The 19,098-nt window shown below is 55.4% G+C and carries 13 protein-coding genes; 5 read left to right on the forward strand and 8 right to left on the reverse strand.

The features are described from left to right. Positions 1–29 precede the first annotated feature (29 nt). Complete coding sequence (gene yjbE, locus FD428_RS20145) at positions 30–272, reverse strand: exopolysaccharide production protein YjbE (RefSeq protein WP_012134661.1); 243 nt, start codon at positions 270–272, stop codon at positions 30–32. A gap of 459 nt (positions 273–731) precedes the next feature. Then, positions 732–2,381, reverse strand: a complete 1,650-nt coding sequence (gene pgi / locus FD428_RS20150) for a glucose-6-phosphate isomerase (protein WP_114848714.1) — start codon at positions 2,379–2,381, stop codon at positions 732–734. A 430-nt stretch (positions 2,382–2,811) separates the two neighbouring features. Between pgi and lysC the strand changes: the two genes are divergently transcribed. From lysC to FD428_RS20165, 3 genes are all read left to right on the forward strand, one after another. Continuing rightward, positions 2,812–4,173 (forward strand): lysine-sensitive aspartokinase 3, encoded by a 1,362-nt coding sequence (gene lysC, locus FD428_RS20155; protein WP_012134664.1) that lies wholly within the window; start codon positions 2,812–2,814, stop codon positions 4,171–4,173. Positions 4,174–4,265: 92 nt separating this feature from the next. Continuing rightward, positions 4,266–5,204, forward strand: a complete 939-nt coding sequence (gene panS / locus FD428_RS20160; RefSeq protein WP_114848715.1) for a ketopantoate/pantoate/pantothenate transporter PanS — start codon at positions 4,266–4,268, stop codon at positions 5,202–5,204. Between the two features lie 130 nt (positions 5,205–5,334). Then, positions 5,335–5,607 carry a DUF3811 domain-containing protein gene (locus FD428_RS20165; RefSeq protein WP_114848716.1) on the forward strand — a complete coding sequence of 91 codons (273 nt, stop codon included), beginning with the start codon at positions 5,335–5,337 and terminating at the stop codon, positions 5,605–5,607. On the opposite strand, the gene rluF is transcribed toward FD428_RS20165, so the two are convergent. After that, on the reverse strand, positions 5,604–6,479 hold the full coding sequence (gene rluF, locus FD428_RS20170; RefSeq protein ID WP_012134668.1) for a 23S rRNA pseudouridine(2604) synthase RluF: 876 nt from the start codon (positions 6,477–6,479) through the stop codon (positions 5,604–5,606). The two genes, FD428_RS20165 and rluF, sit on opposite strands and share 4 nt — an antisense overlap. 227 nt (positions 6,480–6,706) lie before the next feature. On the opposite strand from rluF, the gene pepE reads away from it, so the two are divergent. Beyond that, positions 6,707–7,396 carry a dipeptidase PepE gene (gene pepE, locus FD428_RS20175; RefSeq protein ID WP_110494811.1) on the forward strand — a complete coding sequence of 230 codons (690 nt, stop codon included), beginning with the start codon at positions 6,707–6,709 and terminating at the stop codon, positions 7,394–7,396. A 130-nt stretch (positions 7,397–7,526) separates the two neighbouring features. Here pepE and FD428_RS20180 read toward each other — a convergent pair whose 3' ends face one another. Together FD428_RS20180 and metH are read right to left on the reverse strand one after the other, a co-directional pair. Continuing rightward, a complete protein-coding gene (locus FD428_RS20180; protein ID WP_024130841.1) occupies positions 7,527–9,158 on the reverse strand; it encodes a Na/Pi cotransporter family protein in 1,632 nt (543 codons plus the stop codon). Positions 9,159–9,384: 226 nt separating this feature from the next. Then, positions 9,385–13,068, reverse strand: coding sequence for a methionine synthase (gene metH / locus FD428_RS20185; protein WP_114848717.1), 3,684 nt, complete (start codon positions 13,066–13,068; stop codon positions 9,385–9,387). Between the two features lie 197 nt (positions 13,069–13,265). Here metH and iclR point away from each other — a divergent pair, with 197 nt between their 5' ends. After that, positions 13,266–14,090 carry a glyoxylate bypass operon transcriptional repressor IclR gene (gene iclR / locus FD428_RS20190; protein ID WP_047459716.1) on the forward strand — a complete coding sequence of 275 codons (825 nt, stop codon included), beginning with the start codon at positions 13,266–13,268 and terminating at the stop codon, positions 14,088–14,090. Between the two features lie 83 nt (positions 14,091–14,173). On the opposite strand, the gene aceK is transcribed toward iclR, so the two are convergent. The 3 genes from aceK to aceB all read right to left on the reverse strand — a co-directional run bounded on the left by aceK (position 14,174) and on the right by aceB (position 18,936). Further along, positions 14,174–15,901: a bifunctional isocitrate dehydrogenase kinase/phosphatase gene (aceK, locus tag FD428_RS20195; RefSeq protein WP_114848718.1), complete on the reverse strand. Its 1,728-nt coding sequence runs from the start codon at positions 15,899–15,901 to the stop codon at positions 14,174–14,176. 97 nt (positions 15,902–15,998) lie between these two features. Then, the gene (gene aceA / locus FD428_RS20200) at positions 15,999–17,303 is read right to left on the reverse strand and encodes an isocitrate lyase (RefSeq protein WP_024130843.1); all 1,305 of its coding nucleotides are present in this window, start codon (positions 17,301–17,303) and stop codon (positions 15,999–16,001) included. A 31-nt stretch (positions 17,304–17,334) separates the two neighbouring features. After that, positions 17,335–18,936, reverse strand: coding sequence for a malate synthase A (gene aceB / locus FD428_RS20205; protein WP_104867915.1), 1,602 nt, complete (start codon positions 18,934–18,936; stop codon positions 17,335–17,337). Positions 18,937–19,098: the final 162 nt, after the last annotated feature.

Raw genomic sequence — 19,098 nt, forward strand, 5'->3', positions numbered from 1 at the left:
AAGTGTGGTTATGATTAAACGTACCGGTGTTACTGGGTACTGGTGGTTGTGGTGGTAGTGGTTCCGGTATTAGAACCATCGCCACCGCCGGTCGCCGCCAGAGCGACGCCCACCGCCGAGCTTACGGTGCTGACGCTGGTCGCGGAGGAACTTCCCGCTGATACCGACGTCGCCGCCGACCCTGCTGCTTCACCCACCTGAACGGGGGCGGCCCAGACAGAAGTCGCCGCAAGCGCAGATATGGCAAAAATGCCATACAGAGCTTTTTTCATCACAATATCCCTTCATTGAATGAATGGAGATTTACCCGAAAAACGTTTCAGGCGGGATCGAGTATACACAACTAAAGCATGTGGATTGCGACAGGTCTAAATAGCGAGGCGGTTTTAGGATAATTAAACTTTTGGCTGAAATGGCATTTATATTCTAATTAAATATCTTTTAAAAACATCATATTAAAATAAAACAATGCAATATTCATTATCCGTATACTCTGAAAATAACACCGAGTAACTTACGGGTTATTCATTATTTTAGGATTAAGCTCAATATAAACTTTTGCGGAATAGCACAGACAACCGGAATTATCTTATAAAAAAAGCAGATAATAATATCGGCTTTAATTACAGATATATCACTTTTCTGCCGGATGGCGGCGGAACGCCTTATCCGGCCTACAGGACGCACCATTTGTAGGCCCGGTAAGCGTAGCGCCACCGGGCGTTACGCCATCAGGCACGCCATGCTTTATAACGGTTAATCAGACCGTTAGTTGAACTGTCATGGCTGGAAATCGCTTTATCATCACCCAGTTCCGGCAGGATACGGTTAGCCAGCTGTTTGCCCAGCTCAACGCCCCACTGGTCGAAGGTGAAGATGTTCAGGATCGCGCCCTGAGTGAAGATTTTGTGCTCATACAGCGCAATCAACGCCCCCAGGCTAAACGGCGTGATTTCACGCAGCAGGATGGAGTTCGTCGGGCGGTTGCCTTCGAACACTTTGAACGGCACCACATGCTCAAGCTGAGACGGATCTTTCCCCTGATCGCGATATTCCTGCTCAACCACCTCGCGGGATTTGCCGAACGCCAGCGCTTCGGTCTGAGCGAAGAAGTTAGACAGCAGTTTCTGATGGTGATCGGACAACGGGTTATGGGTTATCGCCGGGGCGATAAAGTCGCAAGGCACCATCTTCGTCCCCTGGTGAATCAGCTGGTAGAACGCGTGCTGGCCGTTGGTGCCCGGTTCACCCCAGATGATTGGGCCAGTCTGGTAGTCTACGGCATTGCCGTTACGGTCAACATACTTGCCGTTGGACTCCATATTGCCCTGCTGGAAGTAGGCCGCAAAACGGTGCATATACTGGTCGTACGGCAGAATCGCTTCGGTTTCTGCGCCGAAGAAATTGTTGTACCAGATACCGATCAGCGCCAGCAGCACCGGCAGGTTTTTCTCAGCCGGTGTTGTGGAGAAGTGTTTATCCATCGCATGCGCGCCGGACAGCAGTTCAACGAAGTTGTCAAAGCCGACAGACAGGATGATAGACAGGCCAATCGCCGACCACAGAGAGTAACGACCGCCGACCCAGTCCCAGAACTCGAACATGTTGGCGGTGTCGATCCCAAACTCACCCACCGCTTTCGCATTGGTGGAAAGCGCCGCAAAGTGTTTCGCGATGTGTTTTTCATCATTCGCGGTGCTCAGGAACCAGTCGCGCGCGCTGTGGGCGTTGGTCATGGTTTCCTGCGTTGTGAAGGTTTTAGACGCCACCAGGAACAGGGTGGTTTCCGGGTTTACTTTCTTCAGCACTTCGGCGATGTGGGTGCCATCGACGTTAGACACAAAGTGCATATTCAGATGGTTTTTGTACGGGCGCAGCGCTTCAGTCACCATGAACGGCCCCAGGTCGGAACCACCGATACCGATGTTGACCACGTCAGTGATCGCTTTACCGGTGTAACCTTTCCATTGACCTGAAATAATCGCTTCAGAGAAGGCTTTCATCTTCTCCAGCACCGCATTCACTTCCGGCATCACATCTTTGCCGTCAACGATAATCGGAGTATTGCTACGGTTACGCAGCGCAACGTGCAGCACGGCACGGTCTTCAGTACGGTTGATTTTTTCGCCAGAGAACATGGACTTAATCGCACCGGCCAGATCGGTCTCTTTCGCCAGATCCTGCAATTTCGCCAGCGTCTCTTCGGTGATGCGGTTTTTGGAGAAATCCACCAGCATCAAATCGTCAAACGTCGCGGAAAATCGGGTAAAACGGTCGCTATCTTTCGCGAAAAGATCCGCGATAGTAACGTCCTTCATGTCGTCGTAGTGTTTTTGTAGTGCCTGCCAGGCAGAAGTCTGCGTCGGATTGATGTTTTTCATTAGCAATACTCTTCTGATTTGAGAATTGTGACTGAGATCGATTGTAACGCCAGTCACAAAAAAGTGTGATTGTTTTAGTGCCGTTAGCCCGAACGCGAATCAAACGCGGATAAAAAGCAGCGAAAAGTATATACCCTAAATAATTCGAGTTGCAGGAAGGCGGCAAGGGAAGAAATCCCCAGGAGCATAGATAACTATGTGACTGGGGTTTCTGAGTGCAGCCAACACATCTGCAACTTGAAGTATGACGGGTATAGTCGTTATAAGCACTGTTACTGAGGGCCAGGACAGCATAAAAAATCCGCATAATCCCGGCGTTGACAGTCCCAGCCACACATTTTATTTATAAATACGGTATTTGCGCCTGCACCGGTTTCTGTTCTGCCCTTGTGCCATGGTCGCTTTTTTCATTCCCTGACACGAGGTTGATATGACAACAGCTGTTTCCCCGCTCGTCGTCGCCAAATTTGGCGGAACCAGCGTCGCCGATTTTGACGCCATGAACCGTAGCGCCGACGTGGTGCTTTCCGATGCTAACGCACGCTTAGTGGTGCTTTCCGCCTCTGCGGGCGTCACCAATCTGCTGGTAGCGCTGGCAGAAGGGCTGGAACCGCCAGAGCGCTTCGAAAAACTCGACGCCATCCGTAAAATTCAGTTCGATATTCTGGAACGTCTGCGTTACCCGAACGTTATCCGCGAAGAGATCGAGCGTCTGCTGGAAAACATTACCACGCTTGCCGAAGCGGCTTCACTGGCGACGTCAATGGCCCTGACCGACGAGCTGGTGAGCCACGGCGAGCTGATGTCCACACTGCTGTTTGTGGAGATCCTGCGCGAGCGCAATATTCAGGCGCAGTGGTTTGACGTGCGTAAGGTGATGCGCACCAGCGATCGTTTTGGCCGCGCGGAACCGGATATCGCAGCGCTGTCGGAGCTGGCCACGCTACAGCTTGCCCCACGCCTGGCAGAGGGTCTGGTCATCACCCAGGGCTTTATCGGCAGCGAAAGCAAAGGCCGCACAACGACGCTGGGACGCGGCGGCAGCGACTACACGGCGGCGCTGCTTGCAGAAGCGCTGCACGCGGCGCGCGTCGATATCTGGACGGATGTGCCGGGTATCTACACCACCGACCCGCGCGTGGTGCCTGCCGCGCAGCGTATCGATGAAATCGCCTTTGAAGAAGCAGCGGAAATGGCGACCTTTGGCGCGAAGGTGCTGCACCCTGCAACGCTGCTGCCCGCCGTACGCAGCGATATCCCGGTTTTCGTCGGCTCCAGTAAAGATCCAAAAGCGGGCGGGACGCTGGTATGCAATAAAACCCAAAACCCACCGCTCTTCCGCGCGCTGGCGCTGCGTCGCAAACAGACGCTGTTAACGCTGCACAGCCTGAATATGCTGCATTCGCGTGGTTTCCTGGCGGAAGTGTTCGGCATTCTGGCGCGGCACAATATCTCCGTAGATTTAATCACCACCTCGGAAGTGAGCGTGGCGCTGACGCTGGATACCACCGGTTCCACTTCAACGGGCGACACGCTGCTGACGCAGTCTTTGCTGATGGAGCTTTCCGCGCTATGCCGGGTAGAAGTGGAAGAAAATCTCGCGCTGGTCGCGCTGATTGGCAACGATCTGTCTAAAGCCTGCGGCGTCGGTAAAGAAGTGTTCGGCGTACTGGAACCGTTCAACATCCGCATGATTTGCTATGGCGCATCCAGCCATAACCTCTGTTTCCTGGTGCCAGGCACCGAAGCGGAGCAGGTCGTGCAGAAGCTTCATCATAATTTGTTTGAATAAAATTTCCTCACGCGATAAATAATACCTATAGCCGGGCTCGAACCCGGCTTTTTTATAACTAAACAACACGACAATACTGCAAGGAATTTATTATGTTATCCGTTATCACCCGGCTGTTCCCGTTATGGGCGCTGCTGCTCTCTGTTATTGCGTATTACACGCCATCGACCTTCACCCCCATTGGCTCGTGGGTGACTACGCTGCTGATGCTGATTATGTTCGGCATGGGTGTACACCTTAAGCTCGACGACTTTAAACGCGTGCTTTCCCGCCCGGCGCCTGTCGCTGCCGGTATTTTCCTGCATTATCTGGTGATGCCGCTCGCCGCCTGGCTACTGGCGATACTGTTTAACATGCCGCCAGACCTCTCAGCCGGGATGGTACTGGTGGGCAGCGTCGCCAGCGGAACGGCATCTAACGTCATGATCTATCTGGCGAAAGGGGATGTGGCGCTTTCGGTTACTATCTCATCGGTTTCCACGCTGGTTGGCGTGGTCGCGACACCGCTGCTGACGCGCCTGTATGTGGATGCGCATATTCAGGTGGATGTGATGGGGATGCTGCTCAGCATTTTACAGATCGTCGTGGTTCCAATCGCGCTTGGGCTGGTCATTCACCACCTGTTTCCTCGCGTGGTAAAAACCGTGGAGCCTTATCTGCCTGCGTTCTCAATGGTGTGCATTCTGGCGATCATCAGCGCAGTGGTGGCCGGTTCCGCCTCGCATATCGCATCCGTTGGTTTTGTGGTGATTGTGGCGGTGATCCTGCACAACACCATTGGTCTGCTCGGCGGTTACTGGGGCGGTCGCCTGTTTGGCTTTGATGAGTCCACCTGCCGCACGCTGGCGATTGAAGTTGGAATGCAGAACTCCGGCCTTGCGGCGGCGCTCGGTAAAATTTACTTCTCTCCGCTGGCCGCGCTCCCCGGCGCGCTGTTCTCGGTCTGGCATAACCTCTCTGGCTCACTGCTGGCCGGTTACTGGTCAGGCAAGCCGATTTCCGAGAAGCCGCGTGATAGGGTGAAGGTGTAGACCTGATAAGCGTAGCGCCATCAGGCGCAATCCGTGCACGTCGCCGGATGGTGGCTAACGCCTTATCCGGCCTACACAGCCTCTGCACTTTGCCGTACACTGGGTTATCTGACTGACCGAGGGTACATTTATGGCACTCCCACGCATCACCCAAAAAGAGATGACCGAGCGCGAGCAGCGTGAACTGAAAACGCTGCTCGATCGCGCGCGCATTGCACATGGCCGTCCGCTCACGAATGCGGAAACCAACAGCGTGAAAAAGGAGTACATTGATAAGTTAATGGCGCTGCGCGAAGCAGAGGCCAAAAAAGCCCGCCAGTTGAAGAAAAAGCAGGCTTATAAACCAGATACTGAGGCGTCGTTTTCCTGGTCGGCCAATACGCCGACGCGCGGCAAACGTTAACGCCCTTTCTTCTTCCGCCCCGGCGAGGTAAAGCGTTTTCCGTTTGACGCCGGGCGCGCTTTCTCATTGGTTTTTTCGATTTTCACCACCGGACGCTTAATGCCCGCCGTTTTCGGCTTCGCTTTCGCCTTCGACGTCGGTTTGGCTTCTGATGAAGAGTTTTCGATCAGCTTAAACAGAGCGATGAGTTCGTCATCCGTCAGATCCCGCCACTCGCCGGGCGGCAGACCGGATAAACTCACGTTCATAATGCGCGTGCGTTCGAGTTTCGTCACTTCATAGCCAAAGTGCTCGCACATGCGGCGGATCTGGCGGTTCAGCCCCTGAATCAGGGTAATGCGGAAAACAAACGGCGCTTCCTTCTTCACCTTGCACTTTTTGGTCACCGTGCCGAGAATCGGGACGCCCGCGCCCATACCGCGAATAAAGTCATCCGTTACTGGCTTATCAACCGTGACCAGATACTCTTTCTCGTGATCGTTACCGGCACGGAGGATTTTGTTGACCAGATCGCCGTGATTGGTAAGAAAGATAAGCCCCTGGGAGTCTTTATCCAGGCGGCCAATCGGGAAAATACGTTTGCTGTGGTTCACGAAATCCACGATGTTATCGCGTTCGCTGTCTTCCGTGGTACTGACAATCCCTACCGGTTTGTTCAGCGCGATAAAGACCAGATCTTCCGCTTCGCGCGGCTCAATCAACCGACCATTCACCTTCACCACGTCGCCAGGCATCACCTGATCGCCAATGGTGGCGCGTTTGCCATTAATGAAGACATTCCCTTGTTCAATGTAGCGATCCGCCTCGCGACGCGAGCAAATTCCGCTTTCACTGATGTATTTATTTAATCGGACAGATGAGTCGGGCAGCATAAATTCTCCTGTAAAAGCGAAATATACCGCACCTTGCGGTCAGGGAAAAAGCGTCGAATGACAGGAATGCGGCTCACCGCTGCTCATAAAGTCGATGACATCACGAAATCCCCCTGCGAGACGCGTTCCAGAATATCGATAACCACATCGTGAGCCACATCAGCAAGCGGTAAGATGAGCGGTGGTAGCATCACGGATGTTTTTACTTTTTGATTACTGGAGATGTCATGGAACTGCTGTTATTGAGTAACTCCACTCTGCCGGGAAAAGCCTGGCTGGAACACGCGCTGCCGCTGGTGGCGGAACAACTGCATGGCCGCCGTTCAGCGGTGTTTCTCCCGTTTGCTGGCGTCACGCAAACCTGGGACGATTACACAGCGAAAACCGCCGCAGTCCTTGCGCCGCTCGGCGTTTCAGTGACCGGTATTCATAGCGTCGCCGATCCGGTCGCAGCGATTGCCGATGCGGAAGTGGTGATTGTCGGCGGTGGGAACACTTTCCAGTTGCTAAAAGAGAGCCGTGAACGTGGGCTGCTGGCGCCCATCGTGGCTGCCGTTAAGCGTGGCGCGTTGTATATCGGCTGGAGCGCGGGCGCGAACCTTGCCTGTCCGACCATTCGCACCACCAACGATATGCCAATCGTTGACCCACAAGGGTTTGATGCGCTGGGTCTGTTCCCGTTGCAGATTAACCCGCACTTCACTAACGCGTTGCCGGAAGGTCACAAAGGCGAAACCCGCGAACAGCGTATTCGCGAGCTGCTGGTGGTCGCGCCGGAGTTAACGGTGATTGGCCTGCCGGAAGGCAACTGGATTCAGGTGAGTAAGGGGCAGGCGACGCTCGGCGGCCCGAACACGACGTATGTGTTCAACGCGGGTGAAGAAGCGGTTCCTCTTAAAGCCGGTCATCGCTTCTGATCGTCGCCATGTAGAATGTAAAATGCCTGATGGCGCTACGCTTATCAGGCCTACAGGATAGTGCTTATAACGTAGGCCGGATAAGGCGTTTCACACCGCCATCCGGCAATCAGCAATCAGCAATCAGCAATCAATAGTCATCCCGCTCGTCGTCTTCATCCGGCTGCTCCAGCACGCTGTAAGCCACCGAACAAAACAGCGAATTCAGGCGTTGCATATCGCCCAGCAGTCCCAGATGCAATGAGCTGGTTTCGATGCTCTGTACGTTCTGCTGGTGCAGGCGATCCACATGCGCATGTGAATAACGACGATTGAGAATACGGAAACGATGTTTGCTGCGACGCAAACGTCGGGCGCTGGTGACGTCGCCGGAGAAAAACACCGACATAGCCAGTTGCAGGTTGCTGAGTAACTGATCATACAGCGCATCCAGCTCTTTCAGCCCTTCAATGGAAAACGCCCGCCGCGCCGCCAGCGACTTGTCGGCAATCTCGCTGCCCATCCGTTCGACGATATCCGAGGCCTGCTCCAGGTTCAGGGACATCTCGATGATTTCCGCCCAGCGCCGCGACTCTTCCTCCGCCAGTTCCTCTTTCGGCATCCGCGCCAGATAGAGTTTGATGGCGGTGTAAAGCACGTTGATATCATCCGCCAGCTTGCGCAGCTCTTTCTCTTCGCGCGGCTCGCCGTGCATCACCTTTTTCAGACCTTCCATCATCTGCTCCATCGCATCACCAATGCGCAGCGCTTCCCGGGCGGCATTGGCCAGCGCGAGCGTTGGCGTGTCCAGCGCGCTGACATCCAGATGTTTAGGCTTCAGATGGGCATCCAGTTCCGGTTCATCGCGGATAATACGTTTACAGAAACGCGCCATCGGTTCGGCGAACGGAATCATCACCAGACACCGCGCCAGGTTGTAAAAAACGTGGAAGTAGATAACCAGTTCGGATTTTGGCAGCGGTAACGCATCCATCGTATCGGCCAGCACATGGACAAACGGCAGGATAATCAGGCTGCCCACCAGCTTAAACAGCAGACTGCCCAGCGCCACGCGGCGAGCGGCGGCATTGGCTGCGCTGTTGTTGAGCATCGCCAGCAGGCCGGAACCAAGGTTGGCGCCGATGACCAGGCACAACGCGACCGGGAACGATATGATGCCCGCCGCCGTCAGCGTGGCCGTCAGCAGGACGGCAGCCAGGCTGGAATAGCTGATGATGGCAAACATGGCGCCAATCAGCGCATCCAGCATGATGTCGCCGGTCAGCGAGGCAAAGATGACCTGTACGCCATTCGCCTGAGTAATCGGCGTCACCGCCTGCACGATCAGCTCCAGCGCCAACAGTATCAGGCCAAGACCGATCCCCACTCGCCCCAGTTGTCCGGCGCGTGACTGCTTACGCCCCAAAAAGAAGATAACGCCGATGAAAATCAGCAGCGGCGATAACCATGACAAATCAAAGGTAAGGATACGCGCCATCAGCGCGGTCCCCACGTCGGCCCCCAACACAATCACCAGTGCAGGCGTCAGGGCGACCAGATCCTGGGCGACAAATGACGTCACCAGCATAGTCGTGGCGTTACTGCTTTGCACCAGCGCAGTAACGCCGATACCCGCGCAGAAGGCGAGCGGTTTCTTTTCAACACTGCGGCTGAGAACGGTACGCAGACGAGCGCCGAAAACGCGCATCACGCCGGTACGCACAATATGGGTGCCCCACACCAGCAGGGCAACAGCAGAAAGCAGGTGTAGCAGAGTTAACACAGAATCAGGTACTCCTTATCATTATTATGATGTTCAGCCTTTTTACCGGATGGCGCTGCGCTTATCCGGCTTACGGGGATATTTGTAGGCCGGATAGGCGTTTACGCCGCCATCCGGCAAGCAGCCCCGTGAACCTTCTTCCAGTATAAGGGTTTCAAAACAATAAAGAGACAGGGCGCCCGATGAGCACCCTGTTTGTTGTAAGGAAAAATGACAGTTTTATGAACTAGTCGGCATCATAGCCCAGGTTGGAGGCCAACCAGCGCTCCACCTCCGCGACCGTCATCCCTTTACGCTGCGCATAATCCTCCACCTGATCGCGCTGTATTTGCGCGACGGTGTAGTACTTGCTGTCAGGATGGCTGAAGTACCAACCGGAAACGGAAGCGCCCGGCCACATGGCGTAAGATTCGGTCAGCTTCATGCCGGTGTGTTTTTCCACGTCCAGCAGTTGCCAGATGGTGCCCTTCTCAGTGTGCTCCGGGCAGGCCGGATAGCCTGGCGCCGGACGAATCCCCTGATAGTTTTCGCGGATCAGCTCCTCGTTGCTGAGGTTCTCATTCGCCGCATAGCCCCAGTAAACTTTACGCACCCGCTCATGCAGGTATTCCGCAAAGGCTTCCGCCAGACGGTCGGCGATCGCTTTGACCATAATCTTGTTGTAATCATCATGCTGCGCCTCGAATGCCTCTGCCAGCGCATCCTCTTCCAGACCGCCCGTGACGGCGAAGGCGCCGATGTAATCCTCTTTGCCGCTCTGTTTCGGCGCAACAAAGTCAGACAGGCAATAGTTGGCGAAACCCACCTTCTCCGTTTGCTGACGCAGATGATGGCTGACCGCCAGCACATGGGTACGCGTCTCATCGCGATAAATTTCGATATCATCACCCACACGGTTTGCCGGGAACAGCCCCACCACGCCACGCGGGTTGAGCGTCTTCTCCGCACTCAGTTTATCCAGCATGTCGTTGGCGTCTTTAAACAGGCGTTTCGCCTCTTCGCCCACCACCTCGTCTTCGAGAATGCGCGGATATTTCCCGGCCAGCGACCAGGTCATAAAGAACGGCGTCCAGTCGATGTAGTTGCGCAGCGTTTCGATACTGGCCTCAACGTCCTGCACGCCCAGACGATGAGCGACAGGCGGTGTATAGCTTTCCCAGTCAAATGCCAGGTCATTATCACGCGCGGCGGCCAGCGTCACCGGCGGCGTGCGCGGTTTCTTACGCGCATGCTGGATGCGCACGGTTTCATACTCTTTACGGGTACGGGCGACAAACTCATCGTGCTGGGTTTCAGACAGCAACGCCGCCACGACGCCCACGGTACGCGAGGCGTTCTGGACATAGACCGTCGGGCCGCTGTAGTTCTGCTCAATCTTCACCGCCGTGTGCGCTTTGGACGTGGTCGCGCCGCCAATCAGTAGCGGAATGGTGAAGCCCTGACGTTCCATCTCCTTTGCCACGTTGACCATTTCATCCAGCGACGGGGTAATCAGGCCGGAGAGACCAATCAAATCCGCATTCACTTCCTTCGCGGTTTTGAGGATTTTTTCTGCCGGCACCATGACGCCAAGATCGATGATTTCATAGTTGTTGCACTGTAAAACGACGCCAACAATGTTTTTGCCAATGTCATGCACGTCGCCCTTCACGGTGGCGATAACCATTTTACCGTTGCTGGAGCCCTGCTCTTTGCTGGCTTCAATAAACGGTTCCAGATACGCCACCGCCTGCTTCATGACGCGGGCCGATTTCACCACCTGCGGCAGGAACATTTTGCCTTCGCCAAACAGGTCGCCCACCACGTTCATACCGTCCATCAGCGGCCCTTCGATAACCTCGATCGGACGCGTCGCCTGCTGACGGGCTTCTTCGGTATCCTGTTCGATAAACTCGGTAATGCCTTTTACCAGCGAATACTCAAGGCGTTTTTTCACTTCCCAACTGCGCCATTCCGCCTGTTGCGCATTGGCTGAATCATCGGCTTTGCTGCCACGGTATTTTTCCGCCAGCGCCAGCAGACGCTCGGTGCTATCGTCGCGGCGATTGAGGATCACATCTTCCACCGCGTCGCGCAGTTCGGCGGGCAGGTCGTCATAAATCGCCAGTTGCCCGGCGTTGACGATCCCCATGCCCATGCCGTTACGGATGGCGTAGTAGAGGAACACCGCATGAATCGCTTCGCGCACCGGATCGTTGCCGCGAAACGAGAAGGAGACGTTAGAGACGCCGCCGGAGATCAGCGCGTGCGGCAGTTCGCGTTTGATATCTTCACAGGCGCCGATAAAGTCCTGCGCGTAGTTGTTGTGTTCGTCGATACCGGTCGCTACGGCAAAAATGTTCGGGTCAAAGATAATGTCTTCCGGCGGGAAGCCCACCTCTTTGGTGAGAATGTTGTACGCCCGGCGGCAAATCTCGATCTTACGCGCGCGGGTATCGGCCTGCCCTTGTTCATCAAAGGCCATCACCACCACCGCCGCACCATAGCGACGCAGCAGCTTCGCATGGTGGATAAAGGTTTCCACGCCCTCTTTCATCGAAATGGAGTTAACGATGCCTTTACCCTGAATGCATTTCAGCCCTTTTTCGATGACCTCCCATTTTGAGGAGTCGATCATGATCGGTACGCGGGCGATATCCGGCTCACCGGCAATCAGGTTGAGGAAGCGCACCATCGCGACTTCGGCATCGAGCATCCCCTCATCCATGTTGATATCGATAATCTGCGCGCCGCTCTCCACCTGCTGGCGGGCGACATCCAGCGCTTCGCTGTATTTCTCTTCTTTGATCAGCCGCTTAAATTTAGCGGAACCAGTAACGTTAGTACGCTCACCCACGTTTACAAACAGGCTGTCATCGCCAATATTCAACGGCTCAAGGCCAGAGAGACGACAGGCAACCGGAATATCGGGCAGTTTACGCGGCGCTAAACCATCAACCGCGCGGCTCATCGCGGCAATGTGTTCCGGCGTCGTCCCACAGCAGCCGCCGACAATGTTGAGAAAGCCCGACTCCGCCCACTCGCGGATCTGCTTCGCCATCGTATCAGCATCAAGATCGTATTCGCCGAAGGCGTTAGGCAGACCGGCATTCGGGTGCGCGGTGACATAGCATTCGGCAATGCGCGCCAGTTCCTGCACATACTGGCGCAGTTCATCCGGCCCCAGCGCGCAGTTAAGACCAAAGGTGAGCGCTTCGGCGTGACGCAGCGAGTTATAAAACGCTTCGGTAGTCTGGCCGGAGAGCGTGCGCCCGGACGCATCGGTAATCGTGCCGGAGATCATAATCGGCAGCTCGACGCCCAGCGCTTCAAATTCTTCTTTCACCGCAAAAACGGCGGCTTTCGCATTCAGCGTGTCGAAGACGGTTTCAATCAGAATCAGGTCTGACCCGCCTTCCACCAGCGCTTTGGTGGATTCGCGATAGGCCGCGACCAGCTGATCGAAGGAGATATTACGAAACGCCGGGTCGTTCACGTCCGGCGAGATGGATGCGGTGCGGTTGGTTGGGCCAAGCACGCCCGCAACGTAGCGCGGTTTTTCCGGCGTGCGCGCCGTCCATTCATCGGCGCAGGCGCGGGCCAGTTTCGCAGCGGTAAAGTTGATCTCCGCCGACAGGGATTCCATCTGGTAATCCGCCATCGCAATCGTCGTGGAGTTAAACGTGTTGGTTTCGATGATATCCGCACCCGCCTCAAAGTAAGCGTGATGAATCGCGGTAATCACCTCCGGCTTGCTGAGTACCAGCAGGTCGTTGTTGCCTTTCAAATCGCAGGGCCAGTCAGCAAAACGCTCGCCGCGAAAATCCTCTTCACTCAGGCGATAGCTCTGGATCATTGTCCCCATGCCACCATCCAGAACCAGAATACGTTCATCTAACTGCGCACGCAGTTGTTCAACTTTGCTGCTCACGACTTGCTCCCGACAACACTCAACCTGGACCGAAAAAAGGCCAACAAACCATACTGGCATAAACACGACAGGCGGAAAAGAGAACAACGGGCAACATGAGACATGTTCAGCTTCACTCCTCCGATCAGTGCAGGAATTCTTGCATTATATTTTAATAAAACGAAAATGATTTCCACGATACAGAAAAGGAGTCCGCCATGGTTGCCCCTGTCCCCGCGAAACGCGGTAGAAAACCCGCCGCTGCCACTGCGCCCGCAACCGGGCAGGTTCAGTCGCTGACCCGTGGCCTGAAGCTGCTGGAGTGGATTGCCGAATCCAACGGCAGCGTCGCGCTGACCGAACTGGCGCAGCAGGCGGGCCTGCCGAACTCCACGACTCACCGTTTGTTAACCACCATGCAGCAGCAGGGCTTTGTGCGACAGGTGGGAGAGCTGGGCCACTGGGCCGTGGGCGCCCATGCGTTTATCGTCGGCAGCAGTTTTTTGCAGAGCCGTAACCTGCTGGCGATTGTCCACCCTATCCTGCGCAAACTGATGGAAGACTCCGGTGAGACGGTCAATCTGGCGGTGCTGGATCAGAGCGATCACCAGGCGATTATTATCGACCAGGTACAGTGCACACAACTGATGCGCATGTCTGCGCCCATCGGCGGCAAACTGCCAATGCACGCTTCCGGCGCCGGGAAAGCGTTTCTGGCGCAACTCAGCGAAGAGCAGGTGACTGGCCTGCTGCACCGTAAAGGGCTGCATGCCTATACCCACGCCACGCTGGTGTCGCCGGTACATCTGAAAGACGACCTCGCCCAGACGCGCAAACGCGGTTATTCCTTTGATGATGAAGAGCACGCGCTTGGCCTGCGTTGCGTTGCGTCGTGCATTTACGACGAGCACCGCGAGCCGTTTGCCGCGATCTCAATTTCCGGGCCGATTTCCCGCATCACTGACGATCGTGTCACCGAGTTTGGCGCGATGGTGATTAAAGCGGCGAAAGAAGTCACGCTGGCATACGGCGGGTTTAGATAAGCAAGGCTTGCCGGATGGCGGCGCAAGCGCCTTGTCCAGCCTACAGTCACGTGTAAGCCCGGTAAGCGCAGCGCCACCGGGCGTCAAGTCGCAAATCTGAAGCAAAACCGCTGTTTGCGCCGATAGGCGTAAACATCTTCCACGTGCCCTTCGCGGATACGCGTCTGTAACGCCCGCCAGTAGTCGGCGCGGAACAGGTCGGCGTGCATCTCCTCAAATAACGGCCCAATTCTTGGGTCAGCGCACAGCCAGTGGCGAAACTCTTCCGGGAAAACATCCCCTGGCGAAACGCTGTACCAGGGCTCGCTGGCCAGCTCATCTTCCGGGTAGCGCGCTTGCGGAATGTCGCGGAAATTCACTTCCGTCATGTAGCAAATTTCATCGTAATCGTAGAACACCACGCGCCCGTGGCGGGTGACGCCAAAGTTTTTAAACAGCATGTCGCCGGGGAAAATGTTGGCGGCGGCAAGCTGGCGAATCGCATTGCCGTACTCTTCAATCGCGTCACGCAGTTGCTGGCCCTCCACCTGCTCCAGCCAGATATTCAGCGGCACCATACGACGCTCAATGTAGAGATGGCGAATCACTATCTGATCGCCAAGGTCGATGATTTTCTCCGGCGCCTCCTGACGCAACAGCGTCATCAGCGCTGGCGCGATTCGCCGCTTCTCCAGCACAAAGTTCTCGAACTCCTGCGTATCGGCCATCCGCCCGACGCGATCGTGTTCTTTAACGAGTTGATAGCAGGCGCGCACATGGGCGGCCGACATCTCCTTTTGTGGGGCAAACGTATCCTTGATGATCTTAAACACCCGGTCAAAGCCCGGCAGCGTAAACACCAGCATCACCATGCCGCGAATACCGGGCGCTTCAATAAACTGCTCATCGCTGTTCGCCAGATACAGTAAATACTCGCGATAGCTCTCGGTTTTCGCATGCTTCTGACAGCCAATCGCCATATACAGCTCGGCGGTGGTTTTACCTGGCAGGATCTCACGCAGCCACTCAACCAGCGCGGCAGGCAACGGCGCGTACACCATGAAGTAGGAACGGGCAAAACCAAACACGATACTGGCCTCAGCCGTGGTGGTCAGGCAGGTATCGACAAACAGTTCGCCTTCATCGGTGCGATGAATCGGCAGCAAAAACGGCAACGTGCCGGCAGGGGTCAGCAACTTCCCCACCAGCCAGGCGGCTTTATTGCGATAAAACAGCTCATTCGCCACCTGCAAATGGCTGCGGTGCAAAGCCTCCGCTCCGAACGTTTCCGTCAGGTGAGCAATGATGTAATGAATATCACGGCTTTTGTTTTGCCAGGGCAAACGCAGCGGTAGATCGCTGAGAATACGCGTCAACAGCGGTTCCCAGCCGTGATCGGGGAAGAAATCTTTCGCCAGCGGGCGCGGGATCGTGCGAAACCGGCGTTCAGGCTGGGAGCTAAAGATAAAAAGCCGCTCGGGAGTGAGCGAGCGGTGGTCAAATAACCGACAGTAGACGGAGTTAAAAAAGCTCTCCGCAATCTCGAAGCGCGGGTAATCCGGCAACAGCCGGGTGTAATGCTCTTTGACACGCAGTAAAAAGGCCGCATCGGTGCTTTTGCCGTCAGTAATGCAGCGCAACTGTTCCACCACCAGACCAACGTGATGATCGTAGAGGTGGATACGGCTTTTCATCGCCTGCTGCACGGCATGCCAGTCGGCCTGTTCAAAGCGCTGCTGCGCGCCGGAAGTCACTTCCAAAAATCGACCATACTGCGCGTCAAAGCCTTGCAGGATGGTTTGAGCAATCAGTAATTCCAGGCCACGCGACATGGTTTGTCCTCATCGGTTGCCGGATGGCGGAGCAAGCACCTTATCCGGCCTACGGTTCGGAGTAGGCCGGATAAGCGTAAGCGCCATCCGGCATGGATCAGAACTGCGATTCTTCAGTGGAACCCGTTAGTGCCGTCACTGAGGAGGTACCGCCCTGAATAATGGTGGTCACTTTGTCGAAGTAGCCTGTCCCCACTTCCTGCTGATGGGACACGAAGGTGTAACCGTCTTTGGCCGCCGCAAATTCTGGCTGCTGAACCTTCTCAACATAGTGGCGCATGCCTTCACCCTGCGCATAGGAATGTGCCAGATCGAACATGTTGAACCACATGCTGTGGATGCCCGCCAGGGTGATGAACTGGTACTTGTAGCCCATGTCCGACAGCTGCTGCTGGAAGCTGGCGATGGTTTTATCGTCCAGGTTCTTCTGCCAGTTAAACGACGGCGAACAGTTGTAGGCCAGCAGTTTACCCGGGTATTTCGCATGGATGGCATCGGCAAAGCGCTTCGCCAGTTCAAGGTCCGGCGTGGAGGTTTCGCACCACACCAGGTCTGCGTAAGGCGCATACGCCAGCCCACGGCTGATCGCCTGTTCAATACCGGCACGCGTGCGGAAGAAGCCTTCGCTGGTGCGTTCGCCGGTAATAAATTCACTGTCGTACGCGTCGCAGTCGGAGGTTATCAGATCTGCCGCATCCGCGTCGGTACGGGCAATCAGCAACGTCGGTACGCCCATCACGTCAGCCGCCAGACGCGCAGCCACCAGTTTCTGAATGGCTTCCTGCGTCGGCACCAGAACTTTGCCGCCCATATGGCCGCACTTCTTCACCGACGCAAGCTGATCTTCGAAGTGAACAGCCGCTGCACCGGCTTCGATCATCGATTTCATCAGTTCAAACGCGTTCAGTACGCCGCCAAAACCGGCCTCCGCATCGGCAACGATCGGCAGGAAGTAATCGACAAAGCGCGGATCGCCAGGCTCAATGCCGGATGCCCACTGGATCTGATCCGCACGACGGAAAGTGTTGTTGATCCGATCCACGACCGCCGGAACAGAGTTTGCCGGGTACAGCGATTGATCCGGGTACATGCTGGAGGCCAGGTTAGCGTCCGCCGCCACCTGCCAGCCGGACAGATAGACCGCCTCAATGCCCGCTTTCGCCTGTTGCAGCGCCTGGCCGCCGGTCAGTGCGCCGAGGCTGTTGATGTAGCCTTTTTTCGCGTCGCCATGCAGCAGACGCCACATTTTGGCCGCGCCAAGCTGCGCCAGCGTACATTCCGGGTTGACCGAGCCGCGTAATTTCACCACTTCCTCCGCGCTATACGGGCGACGGATGCCTTCCCAGCGCGGTTGCGTCCATTCTTTCTGTAACTCTTCGATTTGTTGGGTACGGGTTTTCATGTGCAGATGCTCCATATTGTTATGTGGTGAGTTAAGCCAGCAGGCGGTAGCCTGGCAGGGTCAAGAAATCGATCAGTTCATCAGAGGTAGTGATCTGCTCCATCAGGCGCGCGGCTTCATCAAAGCGCCCGCTGCTGAAGCGGTGCTCTCCCAGCTCATCCTGGATCACCAGCATCTCTTCGGCCAGCATCTGGCGGAATAGCGCTTTCGTGACGGGTTTGCCGTTGCTCAGGGTTTTCTCGTGATGAATCCATTGCCAGATAGAGGTACGGGAGATTTCAGCCGTTGCCGCATCTTCCATCAGGCCATAAATCGGTACGCAGCCATTGCCGGAGATCCATGCTTCGATGTACTGCACCGCCACGCGAATATTGGCGCGCATCCCCTCTTCGGTACGATCGCCCTCACAGGGCGCCAGCAGCTGTTCGGCAGTAATGGGCGCATCTTCATCACGGGTAACAAACAGCTGGTTCTGGTTTTCGCCCAGCGCCTCGTTAAAGACCGTCATCGCGGTGTCCGCCAGCCCCGGGTGCGCGATCCAGGTGCCGTCATGACCGTTATTGGCCTCCAGCGCTTTGTCCGCTTTCACTTTGTTGAGCACTTGATTGTTGCGCTCGGCGTCTTTGCTCGGGATAAACGCCGCCATGCCGCCCATCGCAAATGCGCCGCGCTTGTGGCAGGTTTTGATCAACAGCCGTGAATAGGCGCTGAGGAACGGTTTATCCATCGTCACCACCTGACGGTCCGGCAGGACGCGATCCGGGTGATTTTTCAGTGTTTTGATATAGCTGAAAATGTAATCCCAGCGGCCGCAGTTAAGACCAACAATATGGTCACGCAGCGCGTGCAGGATCTCATCCATCTGGAAGACGGCAGGCAGCGTTTCAATCAGCAAGGTGGCTTTGATGGTGCCGCGCGGCAGATTAAAACGATCTTCGGCATAGCTGAAGACTTCGCTCCACCAGGCTGCCTCCTGCCAGGCCTGAGTTTTCGGCAGGTAGAAATACGGGCCGCTGCCTTTTGCCAGCAACGCTTTATAGTTGTGGAAAAAGTAGAGAGCGAAATCAAACAGGCTGCCAGGAATGGCTTCACCACGCCAGGTCACATGTTTTTCCGGCAGGTGTAAACCGCGTACGCGACAAATCAGTAACGCCGGGTCTGGCTTGAGTTGATAGATTTTCCCGGCTTCGTTGGTGTAGCTGATGGTGCCGTTCACCGCATCACGCAGGTTGATCTGGCCATCAATCACTTTGCTCCACTCCGGCGCCAGTGAATCCTCAAAGTCGGCCATGAACACTTTCACGTTAGCATTCAGCGCGTTAATCACCATTTTACGTTCTACCGGGCCGGTGATTTCCACGCGACGATCCTGTAAATCGTCAGGAATGCCGCGAATTTTCCAGTCACCCTCACGAATGGAATCGGTTTCCGAAATAAAATCAGGCAACTTACCGTCATCAATATCCTGCTGTTGCTGAATACGAGCAGCGAGGAGTTTGTTACGCTTTGGCGTAAAACGCGTCACCAGTTCGGTCAGAAACTCTACCGCTTCTGCGGTCAGAATTTGCTTCTCCTGCTCACCATGCGGCCTGGTAAAGGTCAGTTCATCGGTTGTCGTTGCCTGTTGATTCATTATGCAGCTCCTCGTCATTGATCCGAATACATCCCCAATGCGAACGAAGGATCGTTGTGTGGTTTTCGTTCAGTACAACTAAGACTACTCAATTAAATTCCAAAATCAAAAACAATTTCCATTTTTAATTTAATTATCAATTAACTTATTGATAACAATAAA

Source organism: Citrobacter sp. TBCP-5362, from assembly GCF_005406305.1.
GTDB lineage: Bacteria > Pseudomonadota > Gammaproteobacteria > Enterobacterales > Enterobacteriaceae > Citrobacter_B > Citrobacter_B koseri.